At 36.4% G+C, this 17,507-nt stretch carries 18 protein-coding genes; 4 read left to right on the top strand and 14 right to left on the bottom strand.

Translation table 11 applies throughout. The annotated features are described in order from the left end of the window. The first annotated feature begins 19 nt into the window (after positions 1-19). Both FJQ98_RS10460 and FJQ98_RS10455 read left to right on the top strand, forming a co-directional pair. Positions 20-1,321: an acyl-CoA thioesterase/bile acid-CoA:amino acid N-acyltransferase family protein gene (locus FJQ98_RS10460; protein ID WP_053593003.1), complete on the top strand. Its 1,302-nt coding sequence runs from the start codon at positions 20-22 to the stop codon at positions 1,319-1,321. A gap of 138 nt (positions 1,322-1,459) precedes the next feature. Continuing rightward, positions 1,460-1,717 (top strand): hypothetical protein, encoded by a 258-nt coding sequence (locus tag FJQ98_RS10455; protein WP_143114592.1) that lies wholly within the window; start codon positions 1,460-1,462, stop codon positions 1,715-1,717. Positions 1,718-1,833: 116 nt separating this feature from the next. Here the strand turns inward: FJQ98_RS10455 and FJQ98_RS10450 are convergent, their stop codons facing one another. The 12 genes from FJQ98_RS10450 to FJQ98_RS10395 all read right to left on the bottom strand — a co-directional run bounded on the left by FJQ98_RS10450 (position 1,834) and on the right by FJQ98_RS10395 (position 13,837). Beyond that, positions 1,834-2,247, bottom strand: a complete 414-nt coding sequence (locus FJQ98_RS10450; RefSeq protein WP_053593026.1) for a GNAT family N-acetyltransferase — start codon at positions 2,245-2,247, stop codon at positions 1,834-1,836. Positions 2,248-2,553: 306 nt separating this feature from the next. After that, a complete protein-coding gene (locus tag FJQ98_RS10445; protein ID WP_053593001.1) occupies positions 2,554-2,877 on the bottom strand; it encodes a YnfA family protein in 324 nt (107 codons plus the stop codon). A gap of 293 nt (positions 2,878-3,170) precedes the next feature. Beyond that, positions 3,171-4,040 (bottom strand): LysR family transcriptional regulator, encoded by an 870-nt coding sequence (locus tag FJQ98_RS10440; RefSeq protein WP_053593000.1) that lies wholly within the window; start codon positions 4,038-4,040, stop codon positions 3,171-3,173. 157 nt (positions 4,041-4,197) lie between these two features. Further along, a complete protein-coding gene (locus tag FJQ98_RS10435) occupies positions 4,198-5,145 on the bottom strand; it encodes an ABC transporter permease (RefSeq protein WP_241774490.1) in 948 nt (315 codons plus the stop codon). After that, positions 5,114-6,037 (bottom strand): ABC transporter ATP-binding protein, encoded by a 924-nt coding sequence (locus FJQ98_RS10430; RefSeq protein WP_053592998.1) that lies wholly within the window; start codon positions 6,035-6,037, stop codon positions 5,114-5,116. The genes FJQ98_RS10435 and FJQ98_RS10430 overlap by 32 nt, the downstream gene beginning before the upstream one ends. Positions 6,038-6,042: 5 nt before the next feature. After that, the gene (locus FJQ98_RS10425) at positions 6,043-6,738 is read right to left on the bottom strand and encodes an ABC transporter ATP-binding protein (RefSeq protein WP_053592997.1); all 696 of its coding nucleotides are present in this window, start codon (positions 6,736-6,738) and stop codon (positions 6,043-6,045) included. Beyond that, positions 6,739-7,104 (bottom strand): GntR family transcriptional regulator, encoded by a 366-nt coding sequence (locus tag FJQ98_RS10420; RefSeq protein ID WP_053592996.1) that lies wholly within the window; start codon positions 7,102-7,104, stop codon positions 6,739-6,741. After that, a complete protein-coding gene (locus FJQ98_RS10415) occupies positions 7,101-7,874 on the bottom strand; it encodes a hypothetical protein (RefSeq protein WP_246494300.1) in 774 nt (257 codons plus the stop codon). The genes FJQ98_RS10420 and FJQ98_RS10415 overlap by 4 nt, the downstream gene beginning before the upstream one ends. A 336-nt stretch (positions 7,875-8,210) precedes the next feature. Then, positions 8,211-9,761: a hydantoinase/oxoprolinase N-terminal domain-containing protein gene (locus FJQ98_RS10410; protein ID WP_053592995.1), complete on the bottom strand. Its 1,551-nt coding sequence runs from the start codon at positions 9,759-9,761 to the stop codon at positions 8,211-8,213. Further along, the gene (locus tag FJQ98_RS10405; RefSeq protein WP_053592994.1) at positions 9,754-10,857 is read right to left on the bottom strand and encodes an S-methyl thiohydantoin desulfurase family protein; all 1,104 of its coding nucleotides are present in this window, start codon (positions 10,855-10,857) and stop codon (positions 9,754-9,756) included. Before FJQ98_RS10405 ends, FJQ98_RS10410 begins: the two co-directional genes overlap by 8 nt. Beyond that, on the bottom strand, positions 10,854-12,122 hold the full coding sequence (locus tag FJQ98_RS10400; protein ID WP_053592993.1) for a cytosine permease: 1,269 nt from the start codon (positions 12,120-12,122) through the stop codon (positions 10,854-10,856). The genes FJQ98_RS10405 and FJQ98_RS10400 overlap by 4 nt, the downstream gene beginning before the upstream one ends. Positions 12,123-12,244: 122 nt before the next feature. Then, positions 12,245-13,837, bottom strand: coding sequence for a PucR family transcriptional regulator (locus FJQ98_RS10395; RefSeq protein WP_201406691.1), 1,593 nt, complete (start codon positions 13,835-13,837; stop codon positions 12,245-12,247). 589 nt (positions 13,838-14,426) lie between these two features. On the opposite strand from FJQ98_RS10395, the gene FJQ98_RS10390 reads away from it, so the two are divergent. Then, a complete protein-coding gene (locus FJQ98_RS10390) occupies positions 14,427-15,059 on the top strand; it encodes a hypothetical protein (RefSeq protein WP_053592991.1) in 633 nt (210 codons plus the stop codon). A 24-nt stretch (positions 15,060-15,083) separates the two neighbouring features. Here FJQ98_RS10390 and FJQ98_RS10385 read toward each other — a convergent pair whose 3' ends face one another. Further along, a complete protein-coding gene (locus FJQ98_RS10385; RefSeq protein ID WP_053592990.1) occupies positions 15,084-15,365 on the bottom strand; it encodes a hypothetical protein in 282 nt (93 codons plus the stop codon). Positions 15,366-15,512: 147 nt separating this feature from the next. Between FJQ98_RS10385 and FJQ98_RS26750 the strand changes: the two genes are divergently transcribed. Then, complete coding sequence (locus tag FJQ98_RS26750) at positions 15,513-15,755, top strand: hypothetical protein (RefSeq protein ID WP_053592989.1); 243 nt, start codon at positions 15,513-15,515, stop codon at positions 15,753-15,755. Between the two features lie 990 nt (positions 15,756-16,745). On the opposite strand, the gene FJQ98_RS10375 is transcribed toward FJQ98_RS26750, so the two are convergent. Further along, positions 16,746-17,504, bottom strand: a complete 759-nt coding sequence (locus FJQ98_RS10375; protein ID WP_053592988.1) for an ABC transporter ATP-binding protein — start codon at positions 17,502-17,504, stop codon at positions 16,746-16,748. Between the last annotated feature and the right edge of the window lie 3 nt (positions 17,505-17,507).

The following is a 17,507-nucleotide window of genomic DNA, read 5'->3' as shown; positions in this document are numbered from 1 at the left end:
ATGCGGAAAAATTATAGAAATGGATGATAAAACGGTGGAATATAAAATAGCTGATGAATGGAATTTGCATGTTAGTCCCTCTGATTGTTTACTAAATACACCAATAAACATAAGTGTTCATGGGAAATATCCGGGTACACCATTTACACTAAAAGCGACAAAGACTTGTAACAATATAATATTTTCAAGTGAGGCTTCGTTTATTCTTGGTGAAAATGGCACTACTAATTTAAGTGAATCCGTTCCATTCAATGGTACTTATGCTGAGGCTAATAGCATGGGATTATTATGGTCAATGAGAAGGGTAAAGTATATTAGTGGTAGTACTGCGGATACATTTTATGACTTGTCTCCTATTAAAACAACATTAACCCTTGAGGTTAATAATGTATGTGTTTCGGAACAAACAATCATTCAACATCACCTTTCCGAGGATATTAAAATGGTGCCAATAAAAGAGAGTGGCTTTATTGGCACAGCTTTTGTTCCACAGAATAAAACAAATTTTGCTAGTATCATATTTTTGGATGGATCACAACGATTCCAATCTATAAAAGAAGCTGCACTACTAGCTTCAAATGGATATTGCACCTTATCAGTTTCATATTTGAAGTCCCATAAGCACACTCCTTCTCTTTCTCATATCCCTGTGGAAACCATCGGGAATGCGATTGAATGGTTAAATACAAGGGATTTTATTGTTAATAAGAAAATAGGAATAGTTGGTAAATCGAGAGGATCAGAGCTAGCCCTTCATGCTGCATCCATTTACCATGATATAGAAGCAATTATTTCTATTGCCGGTAGTGGAATTAGTTATCATGGATTAAAGGATAACTTAACTATGAACCTTCCGCCAGCATGGACATATCGTGGCAAACCCCTACCTTATGCGGCCCTCTATGCTCCTAAACTATCTGGCTATGCTCTCTACAAGCAACTCTCACAAAATAAGTCTGTATCTTTTCGTGATTGGTATGAAGAGTTAATTGCAGACAAAAAGGTTCTAGATTTAGCTACAATACCTGTAGAAAATATTAAAGGTTCACTTCTATTCATTTCTGGAGACGATGATCTGATGTGGGATAGTGCAAAGCTGTCTGGTATATCTATACAGCGACTAAACCGGTTTAAACACCCTTGGCCATTCAAACATGATATATATAGTCGAGCCGGTCATCGCATTGAACTACCGCATACCTATCATAACTATAACGAATCACCCTCACCTTTTTTGTATGGTGGAAATCAGTACTCGGATTTAAAAGCATCACATAATGCTTGGAATAAACTTGTTTTATTTTTAAATGAAGTTTTGTAAAGGATTAATGTAATTAAGGTTTAAAAAGGTATTTCCAGGAAATTAGGCGAATAGAATACTTTTTAATTAATATTATATTGCTTTTTCGTCTCGTGATTGTAGTGCTGACTTAGAAGGATTCAAGGATTTTAAAAAATTGTGCCACGCAAAAGAGTTAGGTATGTAAATGTAAATAAAAGAGGGAGAAGAAAAGAAGTGATGATTCTAAGTTTTCTTTTAACCAGTTGGATATTAAGTTGGTTCGGTTTTGACAAATTGTTTATTCAGGCATTTAAGGAGCTTTTTAAGAAAGAAGTTACAATTGCAAGTTATTATTTTGTATTTTTTGGTGTTGGTACAATTGGCGAATTGATTTTATTTTTCAATGGAAATTATGTAGAAAATTTATTTAACTAACAAAGAATTTTAGCTGGGGATGTATAGAAGTCTGGTATCATTCAAACATAATCATATCATGGGAGGCATCGATCTCACTAAACGCTTGGAAAATATCCAAGCGTTTTACTTTATATTTATTTATTTGAAATTCCAGACTGCATTTCGTAATTTCTAACGACCATTCCGTTTACTTTTATCATGCCAAACTTCTCATAATAAGGAACTAAATCATCATCACAACACAAATCAACCATATAAATATTATCAAGCTCTTTTAACATTTGTCTGACTAATTCCTTGCCAATACCTTTATTTTTATACGCTGGCAAAACTTCAAGGAACGGAATGTAGGCAGATAGAACCCCATCGCTAATCGCTGTTATAAATCCAACTACATGATTTGTATGATCGTCTAAAGCAATGACCACTTTACTACTGTTTTTTAACAGCTTTAAGTGAGTTTGTGGATTTGGTGGATTTGGCCAATCAACAAAAAAGCCATTCAACATATCATCCGAAATTCCATCAAGAGAATTTTTGTATATCATCATATATCAGCTCCTAAATTATTTTGAAATTTTTTAGGTAGATGATAGATATCAAAAATAAAGTAGCAAAATTGCGACCTCCAAACATTTTTGGGATTATTATAGATATTCGGTTCAAATTCTAAAAATCCTTCTTCTTTGTACTAATTCGGGATTGACCTTGATTAATGTTCTTATTCTCCTAGATATACTTCTATCAATAAAAAAGAACAGACCAATTCATATACGAGTACATTGGTCTGTTCTTTGATGTGATATTTACATTGATTCCACTACTTGTTTTTCAAAAGGTAACATTTTCTTCTATCATGAACGAGGTATTAAAATCACCAGAACACCAATCAAACAAATGCCTGCTCCAACGAAATCCAAGATGTCTGGTTTTTTCCCATCGATTCCCCATCCCCATAAAATGGAAAGGACAATAAAGACACCTCCATAGGCAGCGTAGACTCTTCCAAAGGTTGGAAAGGTTTGAAAAGTAGCAACAACCCCGTACAAAGCTAACGCAATACCACCTATTATTCCCCAATAAAATGGTTTACCTTCTCTTAACCAAAGCCAGATTAAATAGCCACCTCCAATTTCTCCAATTCCTGCGAGGATAAATAATAATGTTGCACCAATCATTTTTTTCACTCTTTCTATACGTTCTTTACGAGAAAATTTCAACATTTTCCAATCTATTATACATCGAAGCACATGCCATATCGCTTTTCTCCTGTATACCTCGTAAGCCTCGCAACTATTGAAATGAGAAATCTTACTTTTTTTTACAGAAGAATTGCGAAATTTTTATAGTAGCTATGTATTTCTATTTTCTTACTCCCTGTTAACTTCATGCTCAAATAGCTGACAATTGAACTTTAGACAATTAAAGGGGTGGATCTCGATTGCAGGGTGTTGAATTCTCTTCAGTTCCTCTAGTCTAATGCCAAACCTTTGTAGACAGATTGACAAATTGCTAAAAACGCCTCAATATCCGCTGATACATATTTCGCTAAAAAATAGGTACTCGAAACAATATGGGAAAATTCCTGCACCGAAAAGCTATGAAGCAATTGCTGGTGAGATTCAGCCTCGATCACACTCTTTGGTAAAAAGGCGATACCTAGTCCATGCTTGACAAAGTTTTTGATTACCTCTGTTTGATTTATTTGCATGCTTTTATAGCTTGGGAATTGCTGTAGTACTTGTTGTATGTCCTGCCAGTAAGGTGCATATTCATGCGTTAATATAGTTTCCTGCTGTAAAAGAGTATGTGCATCTGTCACTCTTTTTGATATCGGAGCGATCAAATGAAGTGGTTCCTGTGCGAGAAGGACTGTATGAATGTCACGTGTCGATGTCAATTTTGATAAACCGATATCTACTTTGCCTGCATATACCGCTTCCCCGATTTCATTGGACCTTAACAGCTCGATCGTTAATTGAATGGAGGGGTTTTGCTGCTGAAATGTATGAATGATTACTGGCAATGTAGAATTGGCAATTTGTGGTGCAACACCAATCGTTAACTGGGACGTATAGCCATTCAAAAAGGATACAGTATTTTGTAATCCTTCATCAATCGTTACTAGCATTTTCTCTGCGTGTTGAAGGAAGTGAGCACCGATATGATTTAACTTCACATGTTTCCCTTGTCGTTCAAAAAGTGTTGTTTGTAGTTCTTTTTCTAGATGTTGAATATGCTTCGATACTGTTGATTGGGTAATAAAAAGCTGTTCTGCCGTCTCACGAAAATTCTCTGTTTTCGCAGCAACAATAAAAGTTCGTAACCATTCTGTTTCCATAATTGTGCCTCTCTAGTTTTTCATTCATTATATCGAAATCTGTTAACGACGGACATCTCTTACCCGCGATTTTATCAGTTTTATCCGCGGTTCACCTTTAATTGCCCGCGAAACAGAAAAAACACGGTATGAAAACAAATTTCATACCGTGTCTTATTTACGCTGTTACATCACGTTTCATAAAGGATAGATAGCTGATCACAAGGAAAATTACAGCGTAAATCGCAAGAATTGTGAGTGAGAATGGCATTGTGATACCTTCTATCATTAGATTACCATTTTCATACTGGGTTAAATCAGAATGTGTTAGCCATATATATTTAACGATGTCATATCTGCTTAAGAACATCACAATCATTCCACCTGTAAAGGATAAGAACATCGTTAAACCAATCGCTAAAGAGCTTGAACGGAAAACTGAGCCCACTAAGAAAGCAAATAATATTGACATGACAAAGTCTCCGCCAGAAAGTAAATAGTGATATGCTAAATCATTCCATACGGCTTTTTCAACAATCTGACCGTTGACCATTTCTAACTCAACACCAGTTGGTCCACCAAATAGTATCAGTCCAACTAGAGCGCTTACGACTACATTGACAACAAATAAAAAGAGTCCAAATATGAAAGCTGTAAGTAATTTTGAAGTTAATATTTTTGCACGCGAAACTGGACGCGTTAATAGCATTTTAATCGTACCAGTAGAGAATTCACTAGATACAATACTTGCTGCTATAATAACTGTAAATAATGTCACTAAAGCCAGCATACTACCTGTAAATGACATAAAGCTTGCTACGCTTCCATCTTCTTGAGTCGGCATGTCATTTGCTAATCGATACTCAGAAATAGCAATTTGATCTTCAAAGTGTTTTTTATCCTCAGACGAAAAATCGTCACTTGCCAACATGTCTTTATAATTATTAATGGTCTGTTGTTCACTTTCCTTCCACGATATATCCTCTGTCATTTTTGTTTCATAGTATTTCATCATAATACCAGGACCAATAATAAAGAGAATTACTAGCGCGACCATCGCCCAAGTTCCTTTTTTATGCCATAATTTCATCCATTCATTTTGTATTAGCTTCAGCAATTTGGCCACCTCCTGTCATTTCTAAGAATTGATCCTCTAACGTTTTTTGATGTGGTTGTACGGCAAATAATTGAATTCCTTCATTGACAAATTGCGAAATTAGTTTTGGAATATCCTCTTTCTTTATTTCCACCACAAAACCATTATTCTCCGCAGCAAAGTTGTAATCGAGCTTTTGTAGGTGAGCTGCAACCTGATCATTTGGTGTAGCTTCAATATAATAAAACGAAGAAGTTTCAACGTTAATATCACGAATATCGATGAGTTTGCCATTTTGTATGACAGCCACTCGATCACACATTAACTCAATTTCGGATAATAAATGGCTCGAAACAAAAACAGATACCCCATCCTCAGCAGCGATTTTACGCAAATACATACGAAACTCACGAATACCTGCTGGATCTAGACCATTTGTTGGTTCATCTAAAATTAAAAATTTTGGTCGATGAAGTAGTGCCTGTGCGAGTCCTAAACGCTGACGCATCCCAAGTGAATACGTAGACACCTTTTCATGAATGCGTTTCTCAAGACCAACTTGTCGCACCACCTCTTCAATACGCTCTTTTGTGACATTTTTATGCATACGCGCAAAATGCAGTAAATTTTTATAGCCCGTCATAAATTTATACATTTCCGGATTTTCTACAATTACACCGACCTTACTAATCGCTTCCTCATAATTCTCCTGTAAGGAAAGGCCATCAATAATGACGTTCCCCTCTGTTGGATGCATAAGTCCAGTCATCATACGAATAGTCGTCGTTTTCCCTGCACCATTTGGTCCTAAAAATCCAGTGATTTGTCCTGGATATAAATCGATATTCAATTGCTGAATCAATTGCTTACCGCGAATGGTTTTTGATAAATTTTGCAATTGTACAATTGGTTGTGTTGTCATTGCTTTCACCCTTTCTTATAGTACGTCTTCATCCATTGCACAGCGTCCTTATTCGAAACATCTCGAATCGTCTCTACTTCCTCATGTGCAATAATCGAACCTTCTTGCAGTAAAATGATTTGATCTAAAATAGGCTCTACCTCATATAACTCATGCGTTGATAACAGTATTGTTTGGTTATCAATATCTGTAAATTGGATTAACCCTTTAATAAGCTGTTCACGAACAATTGGATCAAGACCAGAAAATGGCTCATCCATTAAATAAAAAGGTACTTCTCGCCCAAGGGTTGCGGCCATTTTCATTCGACCACGGTTCCCCTTTGATAATTGCCGTAGTTTCGTATTTTTATCAACCTGTAAAAACTCTGCAACGATACATGCCTTATCATACGAAAAATCTTCGAATTGAGAGGCATAATGCTGAAAAAGCTGCTCACCTGTGTAAAAATCAAAAAATAAATCAATATCTGGTAAATAAGCCATTTTATCAGCACTTCTGCGTGTTACAGGCGTTCCATTTAGCAACACCTCACCATTAGATGGACGTAATAAGCCTGCCAACACTTTTAATAGTGTCGACTTGCCACTACCATTTTCTCCGACAAGCCCAATGATTTGGCCAACTGGAAAGGAATAAGACACATCTTGTAGAATTGGCTTTTTCATATAACGAAAAGAAACATTTGATAGCTGTAGCATTTATTTCACCTCACGATTTTTTTGTAAAACAACGAGCATCTCTTCCTTTGAAAACCCAAGTGCTTCAATGGAAGTTAAAAAATTATCTGCTAATTGGTTTTTCATATCTTCTCGTAAAAGCACAATTCGCTGTTCATTGGTTGTAATAAATGTACCTTGACCTCGTTTGGTTTCCGTTATATTCATTGCTTCTAACTCCTTATACACGCGTTGCACAGTATTTACGTTGACACCTGTTTCTACTGCATACTCTCGAACCGAAGGAAGTCGATCCCCAAGCACTAGCTTCCCTTTCAAAATGTCCCCACATATCCGATCGACGAGCTGGCTATATATGGGCTTATCACGTGAAAAGTCGATTGTCATCGTAAAACCACCTTTTCAAGCCACTTTGTCGCTATGAAAAATAAGATCGCTACAAAAATGATTGTTGCTACTTCTTCTACGACATACATTGTGCCCCAGTTGAACTGAAATGATGGTAACCGTGGGAAAAATTGCTCCAGAAACGTTAAACGAATTCCTATATGATGGAAAATTTTATCATAAAATTTACTTCCTGTAAATTTCACCCATTCATTCATACTAATGAAAAAGGCCACCATCGTGATCACAATGGAAAAACTTCCAATAAAGTGTTTCATTTGGAGATTCAAGGCTAAAAATAGTAGCAGTATCACAAACATTATCAATTGAAGAAAAACAATAATGGCTACAAAAAATAAAATTAATAAAAGCAATTGTGCGAAGTTCCCTATAATTGCATCTTTGACTTTGTAAATAACTATACTCACAAAGATAAAATTAAAGATCGCGTAACCAATTATGGAAAATACGATTTTCACACCTACAAGCTGTGCAATGGAGCTAGTTGAATGCAGCCATATCTCTTTGTTCTTTATGTCATGACGCATACTCGCTAGGAATTGTAATATCGAAAAAAATCCACCTAAGACAAGTACTAGTATCGAGAGGGCAAATGACGACTGACTCTCCCACGCAAATCCACCACTAAACCGCCTTATTAAATATGGAACTACCATTGACAGCATGATCCCTATAAAAACCCCTACAAATAGCCATGTCCTATAGAGCACCCATTCCTTTTTAAAAAGCCCTGCAAATTTTTTCAACATAAACACCTCGTGTCATAGTGTACTAGTTGAATAGTACACTATGACTTTTATGTTTGCAAGTATTAACTACAAAAAAAAAGGAAGAACCTTAAAATAAGGGCTCTTCCTTTATGAATTTAAGTTGAATAAAGTATGCATCTTCAGCAAAGTGAGGGGTGATTTCAGTTCCAGGCTACTCGCTTTCCTGTGGGCGAGCGTCGAGCCGCTTCCTCCGCTAAAGGAACAAGGCTAAATGCGTCACGTCCTGTGACAATGCCTTCGTGACCAACATCATGTTGGCCTCAGGGTCTCGCCTGTCCCGCTTTCCCATGGGAGTCGAGTAGCCTTCCACTCCAATCAACCCATTTTCCCAACAACTTTAACCTTTAATCTCGTCGCATTTTCAGGGTGATACGCAAGGGGCGTTTCTTCTACTTCCACTAACTCAATCGTCTCAGCAAGAGCCCCTGCTAAAACAGCTTGTTTCACTGCTTTTTCTTGAGCATCCTTCAATGACATCTCACGTGGCTCTTTTGAATAAATATAAATCTGTTCATATTGACCACTAATTTGAGCGATGGACGCACCAATCGCATTTGCAACAGTCCCATTTTCAAATTTAACAATATCGGAGACGCCTCGAAGAGTATCTGGAACAATAATAGTACCTCCACCTACTAATACAAGTTGAACATCTTCTGATGAAATTTTCATTTTATCGATGGCTTGCTCAATTAACGATGATATTTCTAATTGAGCTTCTTTTGCGAACTCTTCATCAATATGCGCTACTAAGCTACTATCACCAACATTAGCTAAACCAAGACGAACAGCAATATCTGTAGTCGTAAGAGTATTCCCTCCAAAAACAAGTGCTTCTTCAGCGATTTTGAACCCAACGCTATCAGGTCCAACCGTAATTTTCCCGTTATTTTCTCGGACAATACTGCCCCCACCTAGCCCAACAGAAATAATATCTGGCATTCTAAAATTTGTGCGAATATCCCCTACTTCTACTGCTACAGAAGATTCCCTTGGAAATCCATCCTGTAAGACCCCAATATCAGAGGTCGTTCCACCAACATCTAAAACCATCGTATCTTTGATTTTTGCTAAATAAGAAGCGCCACGTATGCTGTTCGTCGGTCCGCATGCAATCGTTAAAATCGGGAATTGTTTAGCATAATCGATTGACATTAAAGTTCCATCATTTTGGCATAAATAGACTTTGGCATTGTAAATCTCTTCACCTTCTAACGCATGAACAAAGCCTGTCGTTGTCGTTTCAATTACTTTGCATAATGCCGCATTTAAAATGGTTGCATTTTCACGTTCTATTAAACCTACTGAGCCAATTAACGACGAACAGGAAATGGGGAATTCTTCTCCATACACTTCTTGTATTAGACTGCGAACCCGTATCTCTTGATCATTTTTAATGGAGGAAAAGACGCCAACTATCGCTATGGAGTCCACTTTTTCACGCCAGTCTTCAAGAAGCGATTGAATTTCGCCTTCATCAAGCTCGCCTAAAAGTTGACCATCGTATTCATAACCACCATGGACTAAGGCATAATTTCCTGATAGTTTTTCAATCATATCTTTTGGCCATGCAGTATATGGAAGTACAGAGGCGGTAGCAGGATATCCAAGACGGATTACACCGACTTTCGCTAATTTTTTACGCTCTACAATGGCATTTGTACATTGTGTTGTTCCTAACATTGCATGCGTAATTTTCGTTTTATCAATGTTCGATTCTTGTAATAGGTTTCGTAAAGCTGTTTCAATACCAGTTTTAATATCTACACTCGTTGGCGATTTAACACTATGAACGAGATTGCTATGTTCATCTAAAATAATGGCATCCGTATTCGTCCCACCAACATCGATTCCAATCTTATACATGTTCAGCTACCACCTTTTTAACCAATTCCTCAATTGGAGCATAATCGTAATCATAACCAAAATAGTTTGGACCTACTGTTTCTATTCCTTTATCAGTCCGCCATTTTTCATTAGCCGGCAATCCAATTACTCTGATACGCTTACCGTATTTTAAACTTTCCGTTGTCACTGGCAATAAAGTTTCATAATCTACTAAACAAATTAAATCAGGGGTCATTGCGACAACTTGATCATTTTTCTCAGCAATTAGATTTTCATTTTGAAAATGAACTTTCATATTTTCATTTTTATTGACTTCCATACCTTCCAAATTCATTTTTCCAAGGTTAAATCCACCCTTCGTTTCTCGAATTACATCGACAATTTTACCTTGAAATAATTCATAGCCTGAAACTAGCTGTAATAATTCATGTAATTTTTCTTTTACATTTCTATTTTTGGAAGCAATAATTTCACCAATTTTTTCTGAAAGGGTAATAATATGATGAACGCCGCTCTTTTTAATCTGAGCTCCAGTCGTTGGGTACAAGCTAATTAAAGAGCTAGCGCCCATTTCAACCGTTGCTGAACGTGCTATGCGTTCTGTCCATTTATTATTAATCGTTTCAAAAATCCCGATATTTCCCTTTTCATCTGTAATAGCCATCGGTGTTGCAGATATCCCATCTAAATTAAAGGTCACCATTTGCAACTCTGGAAATGCACGCCCCATGCCATCACAGTCAATGAGAGGGATATCTAGTTGTGCCGCTACGACAATCGGGATCATCGAATTCACACCGCCTGCTTCCATTGGAAATGTTCCTGTAATCTTTTCTTTTCCAATATACTTCGCAAGTTTTTGAAAAACTTTAACAAACTCATCTCCTCGTGGAAATTTCTCCACTAAAACAGAAGGTGCACCCATCATAGCTGCTGGGATGAAAAAGTCATCATCTTCAATTTCATCCACTGAATATAATTTTACTGGTCCATTTTTTTCAATGGCAGAAAGAGCCATCATTTTCCCGATATAAGGGTCACCCCCTCCGCCTGTTCCTAAAAAGGCGGCTCCAATCGCAATATGTTCAATAGCTTCTTTATCTAAATATCTCATCTATTTTCCTCCAATATGACAGTCTTTTGCATTGATATTCGATAACCTAAATAATAAATGACAAATGAAATGACAATTCCAATTAGAGGTTGATTCGGTAATTGTGACATGCTTGGGAATAACGATAAAACAACCGGAAAACTAGCAATAACTGCCCCAACTAGCCACGAGAAAACACCTAAACGATTGACACCGTCTACTTCCTTCCAGCTTGATTTATCCCCTTTATTCATTACCCAATAAGAGGCAATCATAACGCCAGCAACTGGTGGAATCATCGCTGATAAAATCGACATAATCGGTGTAAAGTAATTTAAAATACCGATCACGGCAAGTACAGTCCCAACCGTTCCAGCTATGCCAATTGCCATTTTTTCTTTGTCCTTCGAAACGTTAAAAACATTAATTAAGGCGATTCCTCCTGATATTGCATTCACCAAATTGGTTTTCCATGTAGCTAAAATCAAAGCGATACCACCGATTAATGGAGTAACAATATTCAGAAAGACTGCCGTAATATCACTTGTTTGATAAGCGATTGTTAAAACGGCTCCCACACCAATCATCAATACTCCAGCTGGAATGATGCCAAATGTCGCTGCTTTAAAAACATCCGAGCGTTTTTTGGAATATTGGGAATAATCACCCGCGATTACTGCTCCAAGTGCAAATGAGCCGATCGTTATAGCTAGTCCATCCGAAAAACTCATGTTATTTTTAGGTTTGTAGTCCATGATAAGCTGTAAAGTGTCTCCAGATAACGCTTGCACTAAACCTAGTAGACAAATGACAATTAAGAAAGGAACTGCAATATAACTTAAGACACGTAGCACTTTGATACCATAAACAGCTGAAATTACCATCACCAAACCACTAAGTAAAGAAGCTATGGGAATAGGTACATTCATATCATACGCTGCTAACAAATTTGCTAGTGCAACTCCGCAAACATTGGCTTGAATGCCAAACCAGCCTAAGCAAGCAATCGCCAAAATAATAGAAAGAATCGTCCGTGATCCTTTTTTACCAAACACTTGTCCTGCGACATGAACGGTTGGCTTTCCTAGATCACTGCTTTGCATTCCTTGAAAAATCATAATGATTACTACAATTGCATATCCAACAAAAGAAACGGCTAATGCCTTCGTTAAACCCATACCCGAAATCAATGTATTCCCAACTAATAAGCTTGGTATACAAATCATTGCGCCTGCCCAAATAATCCCTAAACTATACCAAGACTGACTTTGTTCATCTTTCCCCATATCGTCCCCTCCTTTTATTAATTAATGTTTTTTATTATAAAAGAAGGGATAGGCGTGCGTCTTTTTCAAAAATGAAAAAAAAGTCTGAATTTTTATCTTTTTTGACAAAAATCCAGACTTTTCTAACCATTTATTAGGCGATAGATCATGCAGGCCATATATACATCGTAAAATTCCGAATAAAGAGTTACATCATTTCCAATTAGTTCACTAATTTTTTTGATACGATACTTCACTGTATTTTTGTGAATGAATAAATTTTTCCCACATTCATCAAAACTACCATTTGCATCTAAAAGAAAAGCCATTAATGTATTGAGGGACTCTTTATCATTTGAAATCGGCTCAATAACGGAAAGAGATTCTTCAATCATTTCTTCTCCCTGTTTACTTAAATCAATGGCCCGCTTCATCGATCGGAGTTCAGCGGCTGTAAACAATTTTCGCATTGGATAGATGGTATGGACTTTTTTTCCGACTTGATTCACCAATTGATACATTTGACGTACAGCCTTAGTATTTTTCATTTTCGGAGAGTATACGACTTCTGATATTTGCGAGAAGTAATTAGTCGTTTCAATAAACTCGGTAGCAATCTCAAATTCATTTAATTTATGTAAGCCATTTCCTAAAAGAACAATCATGCAATGGTCAATACATTGAATCACTCTTGTTTGATAATACTTTGAAAGTTGATCTTCCAGTTCTCCCCTAATTTTCTTCTCTTCTGATACATCGTTAATATAAATTAACCACATCATTTGAATAGCAGAAACATCGATATTTAGCATGTTAGCTAATCTTCGCATTTTGTCACTTTCATCATTAATAATGGCTTTTACTAATGCATATTCACTAACTTCATCGTGTTTGTTTCCCCAAAGATTAATGGCCACTTGGACAACTTCACTTATTTTTTCAATGGTCTTTGCTGGTAATGGTGTGTTCTCTTTAATAACAAACAACAGTAGCTGTTCTCCATTTTTTTGCTGAATACTTTTATATTCAACGACACACGTCAAGTCGCTTCTTTGTAATTCTAGTTTTCCCTTTTCCTTATTCAGATGACCGTGTGAAAATTCCTGTATGACTTGCCAAACATCTAAAGATGAATTTCTAGGCCACATCACTTGGTTGACAATATCAAAACTACTATTAGTCAGTACAATATTAGCTTTCAGGCGATCAGATAGCATTTTCAGTGTGATTTCTACACTTTGTAAATGTTCTGGTAGCAAGGAAACCTTTTCTAAAGTTTCCTTCACAAACTGATCATTGACAGCCTGATTACTAACTATCGCTTCCATCACTTCATAAATGACTTCATTATAACGTAGAGAGTAATCATTTTTAGGCATACAAATAATGATAAAACCTTGAGAGTCTGCTAATTGCAGTACCTCCTCTGGAATTTCAGGCAAAACAATTCCCACATAATATAAAATAAGGCCAAGTTCGCCAAGATCATGTAAGTGTTGGATGGTTTTACATTGTTGTTCAACACTATCTCTAATTGAATAAAAAGAGCTAATGACTAGCTCTTCCGCATACCACTCTTCCTGAACGGATTGAATAATCGTAGATAAAAAATCTACATTCGAAACTTCTAACACAGATAAAGAGGAGACCGTACGATTAAGGTTGATTTTTACCGTTAAAACTTCTGCCCCTCTAAATGACGGCAATTGTAGTAAATCATTTACCGTTACCCCCATTTTCCTTCACCACTGCTTCTCGTTATATTTTTTATGTACTACCAGGTGTGCTTCCCATAGCGTTAACAAGCCTTGCTAAAAATATGGAACCGTATTCTTATGAAGAAGAATACCACATTCCCTGTTTTTGAAGAAGAGATAGGGAAAAACGGGGGTCATTCGCTAAACTTGTAAATTTGATGGGTTTAATAAATGGACATTTCCAAATAATTGGTATGAATGGATTAGTAGAACCCCATGAACCAACAATGTATAAAATCTTGCATACACAATAATTAGTTAGAAATGGTAGTAGTAACAAGGGTTTATTTTTGCCATTACTGCCTATTGTATTGTTATTTACTGTTTTTCTAAAAACCAAGTGTAGGAAACATACTGTTGAATTCATTTGGCTTATTTTTCTGGTTTTTTTCTTTTTTTAAAAAGAAGATTAGGAGTAAAAATAGCAATTATAGAGATAAAAAAAGTCTAAATGCTATTGAATTTGCTTTGAACTTATAATTAATTTCATTAAATGGTTGATTTTAATATTAATACTACACTTTATATAATAAATGTACATCAAAAATTATTAAAGGAGTGGTATATTATGGCAGTTATCAATGGTAATACGGATTTCAATTTGAAACTAACACGTTCTGGCAAAAAAGGAATTAATGTTGCTTGGAGCAAAAAGGGTGGTATTGGTTACAACGGTAAAGTGGAGATCTTCCGTGCGGACGGCAAACTAGTATACACGAAAGATTATTCTCAAACTACTGCAAGTGGTTCATTTGTGTACGATTGCGAGTATCTTAGTGAGTATAAAGTGCATATTAAATCTAATAATGGTAATACCTATGACTTCGCTTATATCCCAGTACACCTTACAACAGTAGAGGTTAAAACGTACACTTACACGGCTGATGATGTTAAAGCATACCAAGATAAAGGTCTTTTAGGGCTTGCTTCAATGGTTATTATTGGAGTTACTATGACTATAACTAGTGCAGTTTTAACAATCGCCTTTGGTGTATCGGACGCTACGACTACTCGTGTTAGTTTCCCAGCGCCGCGAGTAGGAGATACAATGACAACTACGCTTACGCCAAAAACAGGCGGATTTGAAACAACGCTTGTATATAATCAAAAAGCATACACGGATTCTTCGGGTAATAAACAGTCGGCGGCGACTTATAAAATGAATCCTGTTTTCAAAAAATACCTTGTATACCCACGATAATGATTAAAAATGGGCGCTTATTTATTAAGCGCCTTTTTTAAATCTAATAAAGTTGTAGTAAAAATCAGCGGCAGTAAGGATAAATATAAAAAATGCGAACTTAGAAGTTAATGACGGCAATGGAAAAGCTACATCTCTAATACCTATTAGCCAAAGTGCAGTCGATATAAAAACTATGGCATCCATCAACATAGATAAAGGGCGTTTTTTATCTTTGTAGAAAAAATTAAACAAAACTAATCTTACTAATAGTGGAATTGTCAGAAAAAAAGAGTAGATTACTGAAAGCGCTTCGAGTCCCTCCACAATATCACCCCTTTGTTAATTATCGTATTAAGGTATAAGTATACAGTATAATAAGATTAATAAAACGAGAATATACATTCCTAAAAGGAGGGTCAAGTTACAAGTGTTGAAAAAAACACTTGTAATGGAACAATTAAAGTAACTTATATGGTAAAAGCAAAGGATGCAGGGAAAAAAGGCATTGTAATTGGATACGAGTGGCCAAGTAATTATCAATTAAGTGATAGTTATTCTACAGGAGTTGCTAATAGTGTCGATTCTCATACCATTACGATTCCCAAACCAAAAGTTAATGCTATTGGAACTCAAAATGTAGTGGCTAAACTTACTGGTAGATATACAGAAACCAAACAACTTAAGTCAGTATTTAACTATCCCTCAACAGGGTAACCGAATACAAAACAATTTCAAAAGTAGATGCTATCGCTGAATATATAGTAGTTGGAGGTCTTGGTGTTGGTGTGAAGTTTATGAAAAATAATTCTATTGCATTTATAACAAGAACCCTTTAGGCAGGATTTACTACTCATTAGTTTTTACATGAAGGCCACTCGAAGAATACCAAGTTTCAACTTTATAGTATTGTCCTACCACTCTAGGAGGGAATCCAGATATTACTCCAATTGATTTAAGTCCATTGAATTTCGGTTAAGTTTAGCCTAAAATTTTCTGTTTTTCTGATGACATGATATAATCAGTCGTAAATCAGGGGTTGGGACTATCCTTTTGAAATCGTAGAGAAAAATTCAGCAAATTAGCAAAGATAAAAATTGATTCAGATGTTTTGTCTGTTAAACAAAACAATCACACTTTCTTATCTTAATTTTAGTTACGGGATCTCTGCCATTTATAAATCCTGGGGATGTTCTTTCGTTTACAAATGATAGTCCTACAAAGGCTGGGGATATCACTATTTTATTTTTAGTTTATTTTAAATATTCATTCGCACTTTGACTACATTATGTAAAAAGATTACTCTGTTAAAGCTGAAAAGCTGTCACAACAAGGTTTATCTTTCATTGAGAATTAGATGGAACATATACAGTTTGAATTGAATTTGGAATTTCATTATAGGCATTAAGGAGTTCTCCCTGTTTGCACCTCAAAAGGAACCCGTTATATTGTGGATAGGGTGCTACAATGGTCGGCATTGGTAAAAGTGGTATTCCGAGAAAAGTTTGAAGAGACAAGAAGTAAGGGCCATAAGTTAAAAAAAGAAGCAAAAAAAGAACGAGCTATTTTCAGCTCATTCTCGGTCGACGCTATCGTTTCATAGTGGCACTAGCTGACATACTCTGCTGCCAAATGTTTATTGCCAACGTGGTGAGTTAAAATCTTACATTTCCTATTGTGAGAAACAGCGTTAGTTGATACAGCAACTCATATTCCTATTTTCCACATTTTCTCTGTTACTTTCTCTACTCTGCCATCAATAGCTGTACCGTCAAACTTCGGAAGCTTTAGTTCACTGACGATTTTTCCGTCGAGCATAAACATTATGCGTTCCGTACGCGCCGCAACCTTTGCATCGTGAGTGACGAGCATAATCGCAGTACCGCCCGCGTTAATTTCAGAAAAAATGTCCATGATCTCCTGGGCTGATTTGGAATTAAGTGCGCCTGTCGGTTCATCGCCGAAGATGATTTTCGGGCTGTTCAAAAGCGCTCGACATATTCCCGCTCGCTGAAGCTGACCTCCTGAAACTTGTGTAATGTCGCGCGTTTCAAGCTCCGCAATGCCTACCCTCTTCATAAGTTCTCTTGCCTTCTCCGAAATTTTCGCAACGTTTTTTCTGTTATCGCGCATTGATGGAAGAATAATATTATCGAGAATATTTAGATTTTTAAGCATAGTTGACTGCTGAAACACAAAGCCCATTTTAGTTCTACGTAAATCTGAAAGTTCAGCCTCACCGACTGATGATATATCACTTCCATTAAAAGTAACCCTTCCGCCATCAACACTATCCATACCGCTCAGTGCAAACATTAGCGTTGATTTTCCCGAGCCAGAGGGCCCCATTACCGCAACAAACTCACCCTCGTTTATTTCAACAGACGCTCCATCAATAACATCGCGCTTTTCATCGCCCTCGCCGAAAGATTTTACAATATGTTCACCGATAATAATTTTCTTCATAAG

It is taken from the genome of Lysinibacillus agricola (genome assembly GCF_016638705.1).
Taxonomy (GTDB): Bacteria; Bacillota; Bacilli; order Bacillales_A; family Planococcaceae; genus Lysinibacillus; species Lysinibacillus agricola.
The sequence above is the reverse complement of the archived record's forward strand: the minus strand, read 5'-3'. Positions and strand labels throughout refer to the sequence as shown.

What these genes read in the sequence shown, in the direction of transcription:
- FJQ98_RS10460 (WP_053593003.1), top strand. Translation starts at nt 20, where the DNA reads ATGGATGATAAAACGGTGGAATATAAAATAGCTGATGAATGGAATTTG.
- FJQ98_RS10450 (WP_053593026.1), bottom strand. Translation starts at nt 2,247, where the DNA reads ATGATATACAAAAATTCTCTTGATGGAATTTCGGATGATATGTTGAAT.
- FJQ98_RS10445 (WP_053593001.1), bottom strand. Translation starts at nt 2,877, where the DNA reads ATGATTGGTGCAACATTATTATTTATCCTCGCAGGAATTGGAGAAATT.
- FJQ98_RS10440 (WP_053593000.1), bottom strand. Translation starts at nt 4,040, where the DNA reads ATGGAAACAGAATGGTTACGAACTTTTATTGTTGCTGCGAAAACAGAG.
- FJQ98_RS10430 (WP_053592998.1), bottom strand. Translation starts at nt 6,037, where the DNA reads ATGACAACACAACCAATTGTACAATTGCAAAATTTATCAAAAACCATT.
- FJQ98_RS10425 (WP_053592997.1), bottom strand. Translation starts at nt 6,738, where the DNA reads ATGCTACAGCTATCAAATGTTTCTTTTCGTTATATGAAAAAGCCAATT.
- FJQ98_RS10420 (WP_053592996.1), bottom strand. Translation starts at nt 7,104, where the DNA reads ATGACAATCGACTTTTCACGTGATAAGCCCATATATAGCCAGCTCGTC.
- FJQ98_RS10415 (WP_246494300.1), bottom strand. Translation starts at nt 7,874, where the DNA reads ATGTTGAAAAAATTTGCAGGGCTTTTTAAAAAGGAATGGGTGCTCTAT.
- FJQ98_RS10410 (WP_053592995.1), bottom strand. Translation starts at nt 9,761, where the DNA reads ATGTATAAGATTGGAATCGATGTTGGTGGGACGAATACGGATGCCATT.
- FJQ98_RS10405 (WP_053592994.1), bottom strand. Translation starts at nt 10,857, where the DNA reads ATGAGATATTTAGATAAAGAAGCTATTGAACATATTGCGATTGGAGCC.
- FJQ98_RS10400 (WP_053592993.1), bottom strand. Translation starts at nt 12,122, where the DNA reads ATGGGGAAAGATGAACAAAGTCAGTCTTGGTATAGTTTAGGGATTATT.
- FJQ98_RS10395 (WP_201406691.1), bottom strand. Translation starts at nt 13,837, where the DNA reads ATGGGGGTAACGGTAAATGATTTACTACAATTGCCGTCATTTAGAGGG.
- FJQ98_RS10390 (WP_053592991.1), top strand. Translation starts at nt 14,427, where the DNA reads ATGGCAGTTATCAATGGTAATACGGATTTCAATTTGAAACTAACACGT.
- FJQ98_RS26750 (WP_053592989.1), top strand. Translation starts at nt 15,513, where the DNA reads ATGGTAAAAGCAAAGGATGCAGGGAAAAAAGGCATTGTAATTGGATAC.
- FJQ98_RS10375 (WP_053592988.1), bottom strand. Translation starts at nt 17,504, where the DNA reads ATGAAGAAAATTATTATCGGTGAACATATTGTAAAATCTTTCGGCGAG.